Origin of the sequence: Vibrio sp. G-C-1 (assembly GCF_021728015.1) — a bacterium.
In the GTDB taxonomy this organism is placed as follows: domain Bacteria; phylum Pseudomonadota; class Gammaproteobacteria; order Enterobacterales; family Vibrionaceae; genus Vibrio; species Vibrio splendidus.
Genome location: NZ_JAKKCR010000001.1, coordinates 673,175 through 690,530 on the forward strand (window position 1 = coordinate 673,175; position 17,356 = coordinate 690,530).

The window sequence follows — 17,356 nt, forward strand, 5'->3', positions numbered from 1 at the left end:
TTAAGTTAAGGAAGCTCATCGTGGAAGAAATCAAAGGCATTCTGCAATTCATGGTCGAAATTGAACAATTAAAGGATGTTCATCGACAAACAAAACCGGTTGGATTGGACCGATATGAAAACTCGGCCGAGCACAGTTGGCATGTCTGTTTGAGCGCACTTATGTTGAAAGACTATGCCAATGAAGAAATCGATATTACCCGAGTGATGAAGATGTTGCTGATACATGACCTTGGGGAAATCGATGCCGGAGACACCATCATTTATGCCAGTGAAACCGAAGAAAACAAGCTCAAAGAGAGAAACTGCGTTGAGCGTTTGCTGAAATCATTGCCGAGCCATTCAAGAAGCGAGTATTTGGAGTTATGGCTTGAGTTCGAAGCGGGTGAGTCACCGGAAGCTAGATTTGGTAAGGCGATCGATAGAGTGCCACCTTTGCTTCATAACATCCATGGTGGTGGTCACAGCTGGAAGAAGCACAACATATCCAAAAACAAAGTACTGACCTTCAATGGCGAGCGTATTTCTAAAGGCAGTCGTGCTCTATGGAAAGAGCTAGAAGTGCAACTTGAAGGTGCTGCGGACAAAGGGTTATTAAAGTAAAAGTTAACTATCTTGCCAAGGAATGACAAAGAAGTTTCAACCTAACAACGTTTAAATTAAACTCGGGAATTCATAGTGTTACTTCAGCGTAGCAAGCCCATTGTTAAAGGAATAAGAACAACATGAAAACCACTGCTTTAGCTTTATTGCTGCTTAGTGTTTCTGGTAGTGCATTTGCAACCAATACCAATATTGAAGCGATCGATTACCAAGTGTCGGTCACTGTCGAGGATTCTGAATCAAAACTCAACTTCCCAACCTTTAAGTTCGACTCTTTCGGACAGGAAGTCACATCTCAAACTGAAAAGTGCATTTATTCGGGTGTTCTTTCTAAGCATGAAGCTAACGCTATTCTATTAGAGGCCAAAATGTCATGCGATTATGAAAATGGTGAGTCTAGTAGTGAGATGCCGGTTTTTATTCTTGATAAAGAGGGTGGAGAAGCAAGTATCGAGCTTGGAGAAGATGAAGCAAACCTGTGGAAATACACGGTTCTAATTAAAGCGCTTAACTAAATTTCAAACGATACACGGTTACTCTTTTTGTTCGCTATTGAACACTGCAACGTCAATTAAAGTAGATGCATGACGCATGGTATTATCTTGTGTCTCATTTCTTTCTAATAAAACTCTAATGGACAACAATAAGTTCGAGAATCGAGTGATAAGTTGTTAGTATGCATCAACTTTATAAATGTTAGTTGGCTTATATAAATGCTTGATAATAAGTATATTAAACACCCTTATCACTGTGAGCAGTGCAACGCACTTACCCCGCACCTTGCTGTTAATGCTTCCGATGCTCAATCTAAAGCGGACGCTGAATCTGAAAAGAAACAATGGAAGCTAGGCGTGTTGATGGAGTACCTGATGACGTTATTGTTTAAAGGTGATCATAATGTTCCTGGTTTTTATGTCGACAGTGATTACGAATACCAGTGTGAAAAATGCGGGACTAAGTCGTGGCATTAATAGAGTATGACAATTTGATTCAACCCTAATTTTCGAGCTCTAGTCCCGAAATCAACTCGCTTAAAGAACTCGTTCGCTTTAATAATTAGTGAGTTTCAATCAGGCGTATTATTCCTATTTTGTTATGGAGGACAAACGAGTGATATACCCAAAAGCTTTAAATATCGGTGACAAAATCGGATTTTTCTCACCGTCATCGCCCGCAACGGTCTTTGCACCTAATCGATTTGCTCGTGCTAAACGTTATTTGGAAAAGCAGGGCTTCATTCTAGTTGAAGGTTCGTTAACTGGAGAGTCAGAAGGGTATCGTTCTGGTTCCATTCAAGCGCGAGCCGAAGAACTCAATCAGCTCATTCGAGATCCTGACGTACGCTGCATTATGTCGACCATTGGTGGTAACAACAGCAACTCACTGTTGCCATACATCGATTATGACGCCTTAAGAAATGACCCCAAGATTATTATCGGCTATTCAGATGCCACCGCATTACTGTTAGGCATCTACGCCAAAACTGGATTGGTGACTTTCTATGGCCCGGCACTTGTTGCGTCATTTGGTGAGTTCCCGCCATTAGTCGACGAAACCTTCCAATCGTTTACTGACATTTTATGTTCGGATTCACACCAACACCAGTACACGATGCCTGAGAGTTGGACGGACATTAAACACGATTGGGAAACTCAAGATTCGGCAAAGCCAGTTTACAATAACGAATGGCACTTCATGGGAAGAGGTCAAGTAAGCGGTCGCGTGATTGGTGGCAACTTGAGTACAATGGCCGGGATTTGGGGCAGCGAATACATGCTAGAAATTCAGTCTGGCGATATTCTGCTTATTGAAGATTCGCTAAAAGGCATTGAAGCGGTCGAGCGTTCATCCGCACACTTATTGGCTTGCGGAGTATTCGATAAAGTAGGTGCGCTTGTGCTTGGCAAACATGAACTGTTTGATGACAAAGGGACAGGGCGAACACCACTCGATGTACTTATTGAAGTGCTGAACGGTAAAAATGTCCCGATCCTGTATGGTTTCGACAGTTGCCACACTCACCCTATGCTAGTCACTCCACTAGGTGTGCAAGGTACCATCGATTTTGATGACCAGACATTCAAGCTTCAAAGCCAATGGTTAGCGTCGAATTAGCCTAAACTGATGATAATAAGACGCATTAGAAAAGTGATCCTCTCTGCAAACTGAGAATGGAAACGCGTCTATACTGACATGGGTTACGTCACTGATTTAAGAAGTGGCGCTATGAATGTAAGTTTGATTAGGCTAAATCTCAGAGGTGACGATGAAAAAATTACTACCACTATGCGCCATTTTACTCTCGGCATCATTTTCAGCTGCGGCTTCTGATGGTTTGATTAAATACCAAAGTAATTACTCAGTGAAAGAGACCGCTGACCGCTTTGAAGAAATCGCCAAAAGCAAAGGTTTGACCTTGTTTGCGAGAATCGACCATCAGAAAAACGCGAGTAAGGTTGGTCTTGAATTGAGACCAACGGAAGTCATCATCTTTGGTAACCCAAAAGTAGGGACACCATTAATGCAATGCGCTCAAGATGTCGCGATAGATTTACCGCAGAAGGTATTAGTCACTGAGGATTCTAATAAAGAAGTATGGCTATCTTACAACGATCCTAATTACTTGGTAGAGCGTCACGCAATCAATGGCTGTGACGAAGTGGTTAAGAAGATATCGGGTGTACTAAGCAAGCTTTCAGAAGCGACAGTGGCGAAAGCTGAATAACCGAGCCAATAAGCACTCATTTAGACCATTAATGGGTGCGACTTGACGATGATATAGCTTCCCAATCAACGTTTGGCTGCATTGACAACTAAGCAACAATATATAAAAGTAGTGTTATGAAACTGAATTTAGCGTCATCTAACCAACGAATTATCATCATTCCATAGGAATGGTGGGATTTTTGATGCGCTTTGTTTATCGAACCCACCCGTAAGGTGGGTTTTTTGTCGCTGTCTTATGGGTTTTATCTGAATAAAGGAAGTCATATGAAAAAGGTCGCGGTTTTTGGCAAGCCTGGGAGTGGAAAGTCCACAATCAGCAAAGCGTTAGCACTAGCTACAGGCATAGAGCTTCACCAGTTGGACTCTATTGTTTATAAGGCCAACGGAGAGTTTGTTGAGCGTGAAGTGTTCGACCTAGCACACGACAACATAATCAATTCTGAAAGCTGGATCATCGATGGTTTTGGCCCTCTAGGCTCATTCAACACACGTTTAGAAGCCGCAGATACTTTGGTTTATATCGACCTTCCTTATCCAATTAGCTACTGGTTTGTTACCAAGCGAATGCTCAAAGGGTTGTTCGTTAAACCTGAAGGCTGGCCTGATGGAAGCTCAGTGATAAAAGGCACGATACAAAGTTACAAGACACTAAAACTGTGCCCGAAATTTTGGAATGACGACTTTAGAGCACGGTTAGAATTACGCGCAAAAGAGAAAGAGGTTCACATCATCAGAAGCGTGAGTGAATTGAATAACTTTGTCCGCCAACACGTCACTTAACAGGTGAGAGCTTACCTTTCTTTGAAACGCTTTAATTTGCTCATAACTTCATGAAAATATTTAGATTTAATTCAACATGTGGCATATTTGCCATGTGTTTAATTTGTGCTTTGAGTTAAGGCTATAGATATTATGTATGGAAGTGAGAAGACGAGAGCGTTCTGCTGTAACTGTAAGGAACTTACACTGCATAGGTACACGATGTTCAGTAGCCAAGTGCAAAAGGCACCACAAGCTGAAGATAAAGAACCGAGCTTACTCCAACGAATTTTATCGGAGCTTCTATCTTTTGGTGTAACAGGTTCGGGCGCGACAGGTGATTACAAATGTACCCAATGTGGAACATATCTGAATACACCAGACAACCTAGACTGAGTTTGTGAATTTGTGAATTTGTGAATTTGTGAATTTGGCTTAGGCAAATAAAAACGGGAAGACCTCAATGATCTTCCCGTTAGGTATTACTTAACTCATCGTGCTATTGGCAGTTTGAGTGAGAAGCCTTATGCACAACACTTCTTGTATTTCTTACCGCTACCGCAAGAACATGGGTCGTTACGGTTAGGTGTCTTTTCGAACGTCATTGTTTTTGGCTTGTTTAACAACGTGTCGAACTCAAGCGTGTTTTCTTCTTTAGTTGCATCAACAGATACAGTAACAAAAATTGAATGCTCAGCCGCGATTGCTTCAACTTCTGCTTTACGAGCTTCAGTTTGAACCATTACCGCAACTGGTGACTCTTCAGTACCCACTTTAACATCGCGGTTTACATTGTAGCCAGCAAGAACGTGGTTCTGTCTTGTTTCGATACGGCCTTTGAAAAATAGTTTCGACATTGGGTACTCACAAAATTTGGGATGACGCTATTCCTATGCTGGGTAGCGTTATAGAGCGGGGGATTATACGCATATATTCCAATTGATAAAGCAGTGATGTGAGTAAAGATTGTTGGTTTTTGTTTGCCAGCAATTATTTGTTTTATAGCTTTGTTCTAATTAGACTAATTTTGAAACTCAAGACAATAAGATTTCCCTTAACAGGCCTTCAAGTGATAAATTGAAATCGTCAATTTAAACAACGAGATACCCCATGAAGTTAGATGCCATCCTGTGGGATTACGATGGAACCTTAGTGAATTCAGTTCCAAAGAATATCGCAATTACTAAAGATATTATCTCTGTGGTCGCGCCACACTTATCAGGTGAGAACTTACCTAAATATCTGCTGAGCGAAACGCTTTATCACGAAGCCAACCACGGTGCTAAAAACTGGCAAGCTTTATATGTCGATTATTACGGCCTATCGCATGACGAAATGTTGATCGCCGGTGGAATGTGGGCAGAGCATCAAGAGAAAAACCAAACTGCTGTCGCCTTGTTTGACGGGATGAACACTGTGGTAAGTCAGTTTGCTCATCTTCCTCATGGGATCTGTTCTCAAAACTCACAATTGAATATTCGTGGTGTACTCGACAGTTATGGCATTGGCGATTTGTTTAAATCGGTAGTGGGCTATGACGATGTCTCGAACGGCCACCAAAAGCCACACCCGTTTGGTGGCGTGAAATGTGTTGAGAACATATTTGGCGCCGATCAGTCTAACGAGCTTTGTTTGATGTACATCGGTGACCATGAAGCGGATACACAGTTTGCTCGCAATATTGAAGTAGCACTGGGTGAGAACGCAAAAGTGATTGCGGTAGCTGCGGGTTATAGTCGATCTGAGCCTGAAAACTGGCAAACCAAGCCCGATTATATTGCCAACAATGTCGATGATCTTTTAACGATCATCGGTAAGTACGCATAGAGGTATACAGCTTAAGTACGCTTAAAGCGATGTCTTCACGTACCTAAATAGCTATGTATGAAAATTCGTTATAACTGAACGATTTTAAGGAAGAATAATGACACCAAAACAAGTGGTATTAGGTTTTTGGGATGCAATGCGCAGTAATGATTTTGCCAAGGCAAGCGAATGGCTAGCCGCAGATTTTGAAGGCTATTGGCCTCAGTCATCTGAACTCACATTAGGGCGCGATAACTTTACGGCAATCAACTCTGAATACCCAGCTAATGGTGTTTGGGAATTCGCCCTCAATTCGATTGTCTGTGAAGGTGATACGGTAGTAACGGACGTTTCGGTTACTGACAGTGTATTGAAAGACCGAGTGATTACCTTTCACACGGTTGTTGATGGTTTAATTCAAAAGCAAACTGAATTTTGGCCAGACCCGTTCGAAGGGCCGGCGTGGCGATCGCAGTGGGTTCAGGTTGTATCGAAAAATTAGTTTGTATCGATACGATCAGTTTGTAACGAAAACCCAGGTCGTATCGAAAAATCAGGTTATAACAAACAAGTGGCATTAGGAGGTTTCATTGAGCAAGGTAGTGATTGTAACAGGCGGGAGCCGAGGGATTGGCGCGGCGACATCTAAATTATTGGCCAGTAAAGGCTATGCCGTATGCGTTAACTTTATACACAATGAGTCGCGAGCTGAAGATCTAGTGAACGAGATTCGCGAACAAGGCGGAACCGCTATCAGTGTTCGGGCGGATGTGTCTGTTGAATCGGATGTGAAATCTTTGTTCGAGATTGCTCGTAACAAGCTAGGCCCAGTGACTCATTTGGTCAATAATGCCGGGATCTTGTTTACCCAGTCACCATTAGTTGACATCGAATTGGATCGCTTTGAAAGGGTGATGAAATCCAACGTATCAAGCTGCTTTCTGTGCAGTAAAGCCTTTATTAAACAAGCTGATGGCGCGGGTTCGATTGTGAATGTATCGTCTGCGGCTTCTCGCACAGGCGCACCGTTTGAGTATGTGGATTACGCAGCATCGAAAGGTGCGATGGATTCACTCACCAAAGGCTTATCGCTTGAATTGGCTTCACGCAATATCCGAGTGAATGGTGTAAGGCCAGGTTGTATCTACACTGAAATGCACGCAGACGGCGGAGAGCCAGATCGCGTAGACAGACTAGCTTCGCAGTTACCATTACAACGAGGTGGCACGCCAGAAGAGGTGGCTAACTCTATCGCGTGGTTATTGTCAGACGAAGCTTCTTATGTAACTGGATCATTCATTGATATTGCGGGCGGGCGATAGGGCTCGTTAGTTTTTACACTAAGATAGACCAGTAAAAACCATAAACACGCAACACAAGTACCTAACTAAAAGAACGAAACTAAGAGTACAAACATGAAAAATTATTTTGAAAGTCCGTTTGTTGGAAAGTCACTCAAAGAACAGGTGACCAACCCAAACATCATCGTGGGCGAGCACAGTTATTACTCGGGTTACTACCATAACCACAGCTTTGATGACTGTGCGCGTTACCTATTACCGGATAGAACCGATATCGATCAGCTGATCATTGGTAGCTATTGCTCGATTGGTTCTGGCGCCGTGTTTATGATGGCGGGCAACCAAGGTCACCAAAATCAATGGGTGAGTACCTTCCCGTTCTTCTATCAAGACGATGAGAAGTTTGAAGGCGCGATAGACGGCTTTGAACGCTCGGGTGATACCGTGATTGGTAACGATGTGTGGATTGGCACAGAAGCCATGATCATGAGTGGTGTTAAGGTCGGTGACGGAGCCATCATCGCAAGTCGAGCAGTTGTGACTAAAGACGTTGCGCCATACTCGATTGTTGGTTCAAACCCTGCGCGTCACATCCGCTATCGTTTCAATGAAACTGAAATTGCTAAGTTGTTAGAAATGAAATGGTGGGAGTGGAGCGAAGAACAAATCAAAGGCGCAATGTCGTTGATGTGCTCTTCAGATATCGATGGGCTTTATCAATATTGGAAAGCGCTTAAGTAATCGCTGTTACCTGAGCACTTTGTCTCATCGTTGTCGCTTTAGTTTACCGGGTAAGCACAGCGTAATGAATTAGATACCAGCACCGACTTGGAAGTAGAGGGCGGTATCTTCTTCACTGAACGCAATATCAATCCCTGAAATCAAACCATAGCGTCTTGCTATAAGGTATCGGAAACCGACGCCATAAGCAGCGTGAGAGCTTTGATCAAACATGTCTTTATCGCTGTCACCCGCATAGCCAATTCCCGTAAACACCGCGGTTGACCAACGTGGTGTCCACTGTTTGCTTACTTGAACTTCTGCCGCGACCGTGTGTTCACCTTGATAGCGATTGCGGGCGATACCTCTCAGTTCAATGTCTGGGTAATATTGAGGGGAAAGCACGCGTTCATTGGTCGACAATGATTTGTACTGTCCTTGCAACGCTAAATTCCACTCCTTGTTTAACTCCCAATAGTTCAGCCCTTCCAAATTAAACGTTTGATAGGTGTAATCACTGCCAATGGCATCACCAAACCAAAGGTATTCCGCGACATAGTTGTAGCCTTGCGTCGGATTCAAGAAGCTGTTCTTGCTGTCGTACTCGGCGATTAGACCCAAACCGGAAGAGGTCGGTGACGTGTTGCCAATGTTGTTTAAGATTTCTTGCGCTTTAGGATGATTATTAAGTGAGAGTGTTGGTGCGAAGAACTGTTGAGAAAAACCCAGTAACCATTGGGAGTCAGGTACTCTAAATTGGAGTTTCTGTATCCCGCCCATGCCTTTGAGTCCTAGCTCAACACCTTCGTTTGGATCGAGTGGAGACAAGGCGTTCGGAGAGCTTTGTCTATAAAAGGTCATGTTGATATCGCCATAACCTAATCCACCAAGGTAGCGTATAGAGTCCTCATTCCAACTGCGCTTGTGACCAACAAACGCCATCCAAGTGCCATTCTCTGTCGCAAAGCCGCCAATCGCAGTAATTGCAGGGGTGAGAAGCTGCGCGCCACCATCGATGGATTTTTCGGCGAGTTCTTTACGTGTGTTTTTTTGCTCTTCAGATTCGTGCATGAAGATACCAGTGAAGCCGCCACCGTATCCTACCGCAGGCTCTGTAATTAGAATGGGAACAGGAAGAAAACCGTAGGCATTTTCTGCGAGGTATTCTCCCATATCGAGTTGGCCATCAATTTCATCGATAAAGCTGACGGCGTGTGTCGCCGTAGAAACAAGTATCAGGCTACTTAGTGCTAAAGGTTTAAAGGTCATAACATTCCGTATTATTCACTATCCATTAAATTGAGTGTAATCAATCAAATAGATAGCGCAATAGAACAAGGAGTATTAACCGATATATCTGTTCAAAAGGCGAATGGAACAGCGTTTACTATTGGATAGTTTGTACGTACGTCAGAATATCCAGAGCATCTTGCTTGGTAATTGTCCCTTTCCACGCTGGCATACCTTGTTCTGCGTTACCTTCTAAAATGTCATCCGCCAAAGAACTTGGACTGGTAAAAAAGCCGCCTAGTTTATTAGCGATATTGGCGGGCTTGTGTGGCAATGAAGCGGCAGTGGGGCTATCACCGTGTCCTTTGTCGCCATGACACACCTGACAAAGCTGCGTGTATTTGGCTTTACCATTGGCAAAGTGCCTCGCATCGATTTCTGAGGCGGCACTCGCATTAAACGTCATCATTGAAGCGACTAAACCTAAAAAAGCTAACACGTGTAAATGGTTCATGGTTTTCATTGTTTTGTTCTCGATTATTATTTAACAATGAAAGAATAAGCAGGCGTGAGTAGAAGAAACGTGAATGGGTTAAGCTGGATTAAGCTAAGTTTAGAAGTAGGTTTAGAAGCACGTTTAGAAATAGGATTAGAAGCAAGTTTAGTTTCGGACGAACATCAATGTGACTTGGGTAAATGATTGATTATATGCATATTGCATAGTATGGCGTGTCGCATTAGCGTGGTGGATGAATTGGAGGGGTATTATGATTAGTTGCAACGATTACGATTATATTGAGATTGTGTGTATGCACCGATACCCAATCAAATTAACGCTGAAGTCTGGCGAGCAGATTGAATGTGTCGGATTAGATACTCAACGCAATGATAGCCGTGAAGAGTGCATTAAGGTCAGTATTCAAGGTGTAGAACAACTTGTCGTACTCACTGATCTTTCCACACTAGAAGTCTGTGTCGACAATCCTCATTTTCAGCAGATTTCATTCAAAACGTCATAGGCTTTCAAATGAATAACACCATAGAACAATGCTATTGCACCGCGTGCAGAGAAGACACACAACATGTTGTTGTGTTGGTCAGAAAGACGAGTGCGTTTGCAGACAAACCTAACCAAAAGCGAAGCGAGTTTTGGGCAGGCATGATAAAAGGTTGGTTCCTTGGCCCGTTTATCGCGTCAATGGATGAGTTTTCTCGTCACCTTGTCTGTGAAAAGTGTGGCCATAAAGAGATACAAGATTAGTCGCGTTATTTTACAAAACATTGGATTCAATACAGTTAGATCGTCAATTGGCTTAGGAATAAAACGAATGAAAGTAGAAACGATTGAAGCCGTAAAGGCGTATGGTTTTTCAGTAAGAACCACTAATACCGATGAGATTGACCCGGCCAAAGCCAAGATAGGGCAATTGTGGCAGGGCTTTTTTGACCAAGCGTTTCCAAAATTAACGCCGGATTCAAAAGTGTATGGTGTCTACACCAATTACGAGTCTGACTTTACGGGTGAATTTGATGTTATCGCTTGTACTAACGCACTCACCGATAACAATTTAGATGCGCTTGTAGAAACCGAAATACAAGCAGGCAAATACTTAACGTTTTCTGCTGAAGGTGAACTCCCTCAAGCGGTCATCGATTTATGGGGAGAGGTGTGGGCGTACTTCAACGCAGCGGATTGCCCACATGTTCGAACTTACACAACAGATTTTGAATTCTACAAAGGTGAAACTGAAGTCGAGATTTCGATAGCGATTCAATAAGCTTTGGATTGTCGTTAGTGATAGTCAAATTGAGTCATTAGCAAAAGAGCCGCTCTATACGAGCGGCTCTTTTTATTGGGGTACACCGCTTTAATGAATTGGGGTACACCGTCTAAATAAATTGCGGTACACCGCTTTAACAAATTGTGGAATATCGTCTTAACAAAGGTCAGCTACATCATTCTCATGAAGTAAGGAATAATCAGGGCGTTCGCTAAATCAATGAAGAACGCGCATACCAATGGCACGATGATGAAGGCTTGTGCTGAATGCCCATACTTCTGACTTACTGCCGACATATTCGCCATGGCTGTCGGCGTTGAACCTAACGAAATCCCTCCGAACCCAGCACATACAACAGCCGCATCATAGGTCTTACCCATTGATGGGAACACGATGAAGATATTGATTATCACGGCCAGTAGCAGCTGCATTGCCAATATCGCGAAGATAGGACCTGCCAAGTCAATGAGCGTCCAAAGCTGCATGCTCATTAGTGACATCGCCAAAAATGTACCCAGGGAGATTTCAGCAATTAAGTCGATAGCGGGCGAGCGTGTCGGCCATTTTGCACCCGAGATTCTTGGGTAGGAGTCTGGCATTACGTTGGTGATCACGATACCCGCAAACAAACACGATACGAACAGTGGAAGCTGTAATCCTGTCTGACTGATCAATTCATTAAGCAACGCGCCGACAATGACACAAATATGGATCGCTAACACGGCATCTAAAAATTGAAATGATGTGAGGGCTTGTTGTTGCTTTTTGGCATTTGAATCGATTGAGCCTGATTGCTCATCGGTAGGTTTAAGGTTATGACGCTTGATGAGAAACTTTGCAATAGGACCGCCCATAAGGCTGGCTAAAATCAGCCCGAACGTTGCACTGGCGATACCAATTTCCATTGCGCTTTCTAGGCCGAACTCTTCTGCAACCTTGGGTGCCCAAGCAATCGCGGTGCCATGTCCGCCAATCAGTGAAATACTTCCGCTGAGCAGACCAAAGACAGGCTCTAGGCCAAACATTGATGCGACAGAAATACCGACGATGTTCTGCATGATCATGAAGAAGATCGTGATTGCTAGCAAAATGACCAAGGGCTTTCCGCCTTTGAACAGGTCTTTCAAACTTGAGTTAATACCAATCGTGGTAAAGAAGTAGACCAATAATACATCGCGAGCAAACAGATCAAACTGCACTTCAATTGAGGTCGTCGCGTAAAGAGCCGCGAACAGGAGCGATGCCAAAATCCCGCCAGAGACAGGTTCTGGAATACTGAACTCTTTCAAAAAACCGATGACCTGATTGAGCCTCCGACCGATAAATAGAACCACGATCCCCATGGTCACTGCAAAGAATGACCCGAGATGTAAGATGTTGTTTTCAAATTCCATAGTGATCCTTGTAAAGGTGAAATTATGACGTGATTTTTGATTGCCAGATTGGGCTTTAATAAGCAACTAGATTAACATTATTTGTTATATTCAAATGATAAGAAGTTTTGAAATTCCGGATCGGCAACAAGTTGTTTGTTACCTTCTTCAATCAATAGGTCGACGTTTTCTTTGTCGATCATAAAGTCCGTCGGAATTTGATTGAGTAAGTATCGCTTGGCACTGTTGTCTGATTTATTCAAGCTTATCTCAATGAAGTGCGGAGAAACCTTACGACCTTGATGAGAGGCCAGCTCCGACCAAGACCGCAACTCGTCAACGATCAAATCTTTTGTTGTGTCGTTATAGCGATGCAGCTGGATATCGGTGATGACGTCCACCGTTTGTTTCATGGAAGGCGCTTCAATTGACTCTCCAATGCCAGATTCTGGGTTCGTCGATGCATCAACCGAAATGATGACAATAGGACGCGCGTGCTGGGTGTAGTACAAGTTTTTCAGCTCTTCGTTGTCGTTGTAACGTAAGTATTCAGACATCTCATACACCGACAGTAAACCGAGGTTGTCAGTAATCCCGCCATCCACAAGGTGGAGATAACTCACATCATCCTTATTACTATATGACTCTAACGACTTGATCAGATTTCGGTTGCGGTAACTGGTGGCGTCGAATAGGGGTTGTATGTGGTCTGTTTTGTCGCAGTCGTTTTTGTTCTCAAGCACGACAGGAGTAAATACAAAAGGGACAGCAGAAGAGGCGGCCACCGAGCTAGACACGGAATAGCTGTTTAAGTCTGAACAAATCAGGTCAAAGTACTCTTGTGTGAATGAAAAACGCGAACCCGTTGAAATGTCGGTTGCGTTAATCACAATGTAGGGCGCATTTTCTCGGTGCATGTCGGCAAACGTACTTTCACCGAAGATGTTGGCTTTGTAATAGTCGGTGGCTTTGTCTGTTCTGGTGGCGTACGAGAACCAATAAGTAGGAGATAAAAGGATGGAAAACAGATCTTTCGAGACTTCGTGATAAAGGAACGTTTCTTCGTAATCTTCGAATATCTGGTCGCCATAGATACCATAATAGGCGGCGGTAAAGCTGCCACCGGATACCGAGCTGATCATATCGACTTCATCTAACAGATTGACCGTTTCACCATCGATTTGGATGTTGGTGTCGCGCAATGCTTGCAACACGCCATATGAGAGCGCTGCCGCACGTGTGCCGCCACCAGAAAAAGAGAGGATCAATGTGACTTTGCTATTGGGTTTATTGAAACTCTTCGCCGTGTAGGCTTGATTCTGCTGCGCGGCAGATTGGCCTGTGTTGGTTGCTTTGTTTTTCGCGCTACAGCCTGAAAGGGCAAGCGAGAAGGCCACTAACAGTGAAACTTTCGCGAACCCTTTAAAATCGGGACTAGGTGTGTTGAACGTGTTCACTTTGTTTTTTGGCATAGCGCATTTCAAACTAACGTTGAGGTTGAGTGAAAGGCTATTTTCGTTGATATCTAATATGCCATCAATGGCGTCACCTGTAATTCAGTGTCACGATTTTCATAACAATCTAGAGGTGAACAAGCTTATTTAGAACTGTTTACAGTCATCTTCAGTAATCTAGAGTCATCTTCGGTAATCTAGGGTTATCTCCAGCAATTTAGAGTTATTCCCAACAATTAGAGTTATCTCCAGCAATTCATAGCGACTTACTGGCATCCAAAAATACAATCTTGCTTGGTTTCATTCCACAAAGGGTATTGCTTCATGACTTGGGTGTAGAGCTTACTTTCCAAGTGCGCTCTTAACCAACGCCCTACGTTTTGATATTCAGATTGTACAAACCACTTCTTCTCGACTCTTACAAACTGGCTGACAAAAGGCATCACCGCGAAGTCAGCCAAGCTTGGGGTTTCTCCAAAAAAGTAGGGCTGATCGGTGAGTAGCGCTTCTAACTGACTAATGAACGCTTCGCAGGCTTGTCGGCGTTGTTCAACATCGATGTTTCGGTAACGAACAGACGCTCTGTACTTTTCTAAGTGGCCAATAAAATCTTCATCGTTGGTTTTGATGAGCTGGTGGACTTGTTGGCTCAGTGTTGGATTACTTGAACGAAGAAGATCTTGAGGATCGTTTTGCTGAAGTGCCCAGTTCATCACATCCAAGCTCTGCTCAATGATTTGTCCATCTGGCAACACCAATACCGGAACGGTACCTTTTGGCGAACTGGCCAATAGTTCGCTAGGCTTGTCTTTGGTAACGATTTCTCGAAGTAACACTTTTTGCTGTGATAGTGCGATGCCTATTCGTCCGCGCATGGCGTAAGGGCAGCGACGTAAAGAATAAAGGATAGGTAAATCGGATTCGTTTGGCATTATTGAGGTCATTTAGTTTGAAAAGTGTTGTTAGGTGGTAAAGAGATCGTGATGTAGGTAGAATACGCGGCTTAAAAATTATAAGTAAGTGAGCGACTTCAAAAATGAGCAGAAAGATTGAGTTATTAGCCCCAGGTGGCGATGTAGAGGCGATTAAAGCAGCTATCGTAGCGGGTGCTAATGCGGTTTATTGCGGTTTAGACACCTTCAACGCTCGTAACAGAGCCTCTAACCTATCGTTAGATGAGTTGAATGGTGTGATTCGCCTTGCTCATGAATACGGTTGTGAAGTGTTTCTGACTCTTAACGTTGTGCTGCTGGAGCATGAAATTAAGAGCATCACTAAACTGTTGAACCAACTTGTGAACACTAAGCTTGATGGCATCATCGTTCAAGATCTTGGTTTGTTCGATTTGGTGAAAAAGCATTTCCCATCGTTAGATGTTCACGCATCGACTCAGTTAACGACACACAACGAAGGCCAGATTAAGTTCTTGTCTAAAATTGGCGCAACACGCGTTAACTTGTCTCGTGAATTGAACCTGCCAGAAATCAAAATGCTGACGGAAGTGGCACACGATCACGATGTTCTAACCGAAGTGTTTGTACATGGCGCTTTGTGTATCGCATTCTCTGGCCAATGTTACTCAAGCTCAGTAAGTGTGGGTAACTCAGGTAACCGTGGCCGTTGTAGCCAAGCATGTCGTGATGAATACGAAATCACTGATGCAGGAAACAAGTTTCCACTGAACCTGAAAGATAATTCAGCGTACTACGACCTACCTGAATTGGTTGACGCGAAAGTCGACTCATTGAAAGTTGAAGGCCGTATCAAAGGCGCACACTACGTATACACAGTTGTTGATACGTGGCGCAAACAAATTGATAGCTTTGTAGAAAGTGGTTTGTTGATCGAAGACGATTCAAACCTGCACAAAGTATTCAACCGTGATTTCACTAACTCTTTCCTTAAGGGCAACCTAACGAAAGACATGTTCATTGATAATCCTCGTGACAACAGCATGAACTACGCCGTTGATAAAGCGACGAAAGAGAACAATGAAATCTCAGTGGTACAAATCCAAGAAGTGACCAGCGATCTTTATGAAGCGAAAAATGCCCTAGGCAGCGAAATGCGCGACAAGATCGAGTTCCTTGATATTCGTAAAACACCCGTGTCATTGTCGTTTAGCGCTAAGGTGGGTCAACCATTTACGGTGACAGTGAACACACCAAAAGAAAACTTTACGGTTCAATCTCAATCATTATTGGCAAAAGCTAAAGAGACTGCGATTACTCAGGCGTTACTTGAGAAGCGTTTCAAATCAGTGAAGAGTGCGGTTCATACGCTTGAAAACTGTAACTACGACAACTTAGATGAAGGTCTGATTCTTCCTTTGAAAGAAGTGTCGGTCTTAAAAGACGAAATCGATTTCATCTTAAACGGTTCTGTGAAAGTGATTAAGCACGTTGAAGTACCAGCACTGCCTCAGCAACCAAAGGTTAACGAGAAGCCAACCATGTCGATGCTTATCGCTGATGTGGAAGACTTGCACCTGTGTGACGTAACTGACGCGGATGTTTACTTCAAACTGCCTGAAAGCTTCAAGAAGCGTTGTAACAAGTACATCGACATCTTGGCAGCAAACCCACGTTTGATTCCTTGGTTCCCTGCAGTATTAATCGGCAAAGATTACGACGAAGCGGTTCGTATTCTTGAAGAGATCAAGCCAGCTCGCATCGTAACCAACAACACGGGTATTGCTTACAAAGCTTACGAGATGGGTATTGAGTGGGTAGCAGGCCCGTTCATGAACACCACAAACTCTCACGCACTGGTTACGCTGAAAGAAGAACTGAACTGTGCTGGTGCTTTCATTTCGAACGAGATCAACAAAGGTCAGATTCGTCATATTCGTCGCCCAGAGAACTTCAAACTGTTCTACAGCATCTACCACCCAATCTTGATGATGACCAGCCGCCAGTGTTTCTTCCAAAGAACCGTGGGTTGTAACAAGCCAAGCATAGAAGCAGGTTGTATGTTGAAGTGTGAGAAAGCGACCACGATTACCAACGTGAAAGGCATCTCTTTCGCGGTTGATAAACAGAAGGGTGGCTACCCAAGCATTTACAACCACGAGCAGTTCTTAAACCATGACGCTGTAACGGATTTCTCAGGTCTGTTCGACGAGTTCTTCATTGACCTGACCAACATCGGCGCGGGTTCGAAAGAAGTACAAGACAAAGCAGAGCTGATTAAACATTTCCAAGGTTTGATTAACGGTGTTGATGGTTCACAACAGAACCTAGAGCAGATGGTTGAAGTTCGAACTAATGCTCAGTACGTTCAAGGTTTGTAGGGTGCAAGGTTTGTAGGGTGCAAGGTCTATAGGGTTCAAGGTTTGTAGGTCTATAGATTTATAGGCTGCACGGCTTATAGCTTCTAAAGCAAAGAGCGTTCAGCTTCAAGGGCTATAAGTCTTAACCGTTTATAACCGCTTATAAGCACTGCGAACCAATAAACAAAAGGCCACTCAATCGAGTTAATGCCGTTCGGATAAGCATTATTGCTTGAACCTGAACGGATATTTGGCTGGGACAAAGAGGACTGAACGTGGAAACGTTCGGTCCTTTCTTTTATCTGGAAGAATGAAGTGACTCAAACTGTCTC

At 43.5% G+C, this 17,356-nt stretch carries 21 protein-coding genes; 15 read left to right on the forward strand and 6 right to left on the reverse strand.

Going from position 1 to position 17,356, the window contains the following annotated elements; genetic code table 11:
- Positions 1 to 20 precede the first annotated feature (20 nt).
- The 7 genes from L3V36_RS03055 to L3V36_RS03085 all read left to right on the forward strand — a co-directional run bounded on the left by L3V36_RS03055 (position 21) and on the right by L3V36_RS03085 (position 4,484).
- Positions 21 to 602 (forward strand): HD domain-containing protein, encoded by a 582-nt coding sequence (locus tag L3V36_RS03055; protein WP_102447883.1) that lies wholly within the window; start codon positions 21 to 23, stop codon positions 600 to 602.
- A 122-nt stretch (positions 603 to 724) separates the two neighbouring features.
- Complete coding sequence (locus L3V36_RS03060) at positions 725 to 1,117, forward strand: hypothetical protein (protein ID WP_102447882.1); 393 nt, start codon at positions 725 to 727, stop codon at positions 1,115 to 1,117.
- 198 nt (positions 1,118 to 1,315) lie between these two features.
- A complete protein-coding gene (locus L3V36_RS03065) occupies positions 1,316 to 1,573 on the forward strand; it encodes a hypothetical protein (protein WP_004733861.1) in 258 nt (85 codons plus the stop codon).
- A gap of 139 nt (positions 1,574 to 1,712) precedes the next feature.
- Positions 1,713 to 2,717 carry a S66 peptidase family protein gene (locus L3V36_RS03070; RefSeq protein WP_102447881.1) on the forward strand — a complete coding sequence of 335 codons (1,005 nt, stop codon included), beginning with the start codon at positions 1,713 to 1,715 and terminating at the stop codon, positions 2,715 to 2,717.
- A 151-nt stretch (positions 2,718 to 2,868) separates the two neighbouring features.
- On the forward strand, positions 2,869 to 3,327 hold the full coding sequence (locus L3V36_RS03075; protein ID WP_029406454.1) for a DUF302 domain-containing protein: 459 nt from the start codon (positions 2,869 to 2,871) through the stop codon (positions 3,325 to 3,327).
- Positions 3,328 to 3,593: 266 nt separating this feature from the next.
- Entirely contained in the window at positions 3,594 to 4,109 is a 516-nt protein-coding gene (locus L3V36_RS03080; protein ID WP_017090678.1) for an adenylate kinase, read from the forward strand.
- A 132-nt stretch (positions 4,110 to 4,241) separates the two neighbouring features.
- A complete protein-coding gene (locus L3V36_RS03085) occupies positions 4,242 to 4,484 on the forward strand; it encodes a hypothetical protein (RefSeq protein ID WP_029222243.1) in 243 nt (80 codons plus the stop codon).
- Positions 4,485 to 4,612: 128 nt separating this feature from the next.
- Here the strand turns inward: L3V36_RS03085 and L3V36_RS03090 are convergent, their stop codons facing one another.
- Positions 4,613 to 4,945, reverse strand: a complete 333-nt coding sequence (locus tag L3V36_RS03090; RefSeq protein WP_004733856.1) for a PBPRA1643 family SWIM/SEC-C metal-binding motif protein — start codon at positions 4,943 to 4,945, stop codon at positions 4,613 to 4,615.
- 253 nt (positions 4,946 to 5,198) lie between these two features.
- Here L3V36_RS03090 and L3V36_RS03095 point away from each other — a divergent pair, with 253 nt between their 5' ends.
- The 4 genes from L3V36_RS03095 (at position 5,199) to catB (ending at position 7,936) form a co-directional block, all read left to right on the forward strand.
- Entirely contained in the window at positions 5,199 to 5,915 is a 717-nt protein-coding gene (locus L3V36_RS03095) for an HAD hydrolase-like protein (RefSeq protein WP_102447880.1), read from the forward strand.
- Positions 5,916 to 6,012: 97 nt separating this feature from the next.
- A complete protein-coding gene (locus L3V36_RS03100) occupies positions 6,013 to 6,396 on the forward strand; it encodes a nuclear transport factor 2 family protein (protein ID WP_102447879.1) in 384 nt (127 codons plus the stop codon).
- An 88-nt stretch (positions 6,397 to 6,484) separates the two neighbouring features.
- Positions 6,485 to 7,216: a glucose 1-dehydrogenase gene (locus tag L3V36_RS03105; protein WP_102447878.1), complete on the forward strand. Its 732-nt coding sequence runs from the start codon at positions 6,485 to 6,487 to the stop codon at positions 7,214 to 7,216.
- A 93-nt stretch (positions 7,217 to 7,309) separates the two neighbouring features.
- Positions 7,310 to 7,936, forward strand: coding sequence for a type B chloramphenicol O-acetyltransferase (catB, locus tag L3V36_RS03110; RefSeq protein ID WP_102447877.1), 627 nt, complete (start codon positions 7,310 to 7,312; stop codon positions 7,934 to 7,936).
- A gap of 69 nt (positions 7,937 to 8,005) precedes the next feature.
- Here catB and L3V36_RS03115 read toward each other — a convergent pair whose 3' ends face one another.
- Both L3V36_RS03115 and L3V36_RS03120 read right to left on the reverse strand, forming a co-directional pair.
- Positions 8,006 to 9,184 carry a BamA/TamA family outer membrane protein gene (locus L3V36_RS03115; RefSeq protein ID WP_208774283.1) on the reverse strand — a complete coding sequence of 393 codons (1,179 nt, stop codon included), beginning with the start codon at positions 9,182 to 9,184 and terminating at the stop codon, positions 8,006 to 8,008.
- Positions 9,185 to 9,302: 118 nt separating this feature from the next.
- Entirely contained in the window at positions 9,303 to 9,668 is a 366-nt protein-coding gene (locus tag L3V36_RS03120) for a cytochrome c (RefSeq protein WP_102447876.1), read from the reverse strand.
- Positions 9,669 to 9,912: 244 nt separating this feature from the next.
- Here L3V36_RS03120 and L3V36_RS03125 point away from each other — a divergent pair, with 244 nt between their 5' ends.
- The 3 genes from L3V36_RS03125 (at position 9,913) to L3V36_RS03135 (ending at position 10,923) form a co-directional block, all read left to right on the forward strand.
- Complete coding sequence (locus L3V36_RS03125; protein ID WP_004733849.1) at positions 9,913 to 10,164, forward strand: Rho-binding antiterminator; 252 nt, start codon at positions 9,913 to 9,915, stop codon at positions 10,162 to 10,164.
- An 8-nt stretch (positions 10,165 to 10,172) separates the two neighbouring features.
- Entirely contained in the window at positions 10,173 to 10,406 is a 234-nt protein-coding gene (locus L3V36_RS03130; RefSeq protein WP_004733848.1) for a hypothetical protein, read from the forward strand.
- A gap of 67 nt (positions 10,407 to 10,473) precedes the next feature.
- Entirely contained in the window at positions 10,474 to 10,923 is a 450-nt protein-coding gene (locus tag L3V36_RS03135; protein ID WP_102447875.1) for a GyrI-like domain-containing protein, read from the forward strand.
- 173 nt (positions 10,924 to 11,096) lie between these two features.
- Here L3V36_RS03135 and gltS read toward each other — a convergent pair whose 3' ends face one another.
- The 3 genes from gltS to L3V36_RS03150 all read right to left on the reverse strand — a co-directional run bounded on the left by gltS (position 11,097) and on the right by L3V36_RS03150 (position 14,616).
- Entirely contained in the window at positions 11,097 to 12,320 is a 1,224-nt protein-coding gene (gltS, locus tag L3V36_RS03140; protein ID WP_017078222.1) for a sodium/glutamate symporter, read from the reverse strand.
- Between the two features lie 77 nt (positions 12,321 to 12,397).
- Positions 12,398 to 13,771, reverse strand: coding sequence for a patatin-like phospholipase family protein (locus tag L3V36_RS03145; protein ID WP_208774284.1), 1,374 nt, complete (start codon positions 13,769 to 13,771; stop codon positions 12,398 to 12,400).
- A gap of 248 nt (positions 13,772 to 14,019) precedes the next feature.
- Entirely contained in the window at positions 14,020 to 14,616 is a 597-nt protein-coding gene (locus L3V36_RS03150; protein WP_065681835.1) for a glutathione S-transferase, read from the reverse strand.
- Positions 14,617 to 14,789: 173 nt separating this feature from the next.
- On the opposite strand from L3V36_RS03150, the gene L3V36_RS03155 reads away from it, so the two are divergent.
- On the forward strand, positions 14,790 to 17,045 hold the full coding sequence (locus tag L3V36_RS03155; protein WP_208774288.1) for a peptidase U32 family protein: 2,256 nt from the start codon (positions 14,790 to 14,792) through the stop codon (positions 17,043 to 17,045).
- The last annotated feature ends 311 nt before the right edge of the window (positions 17,046 to 17,356 follow it).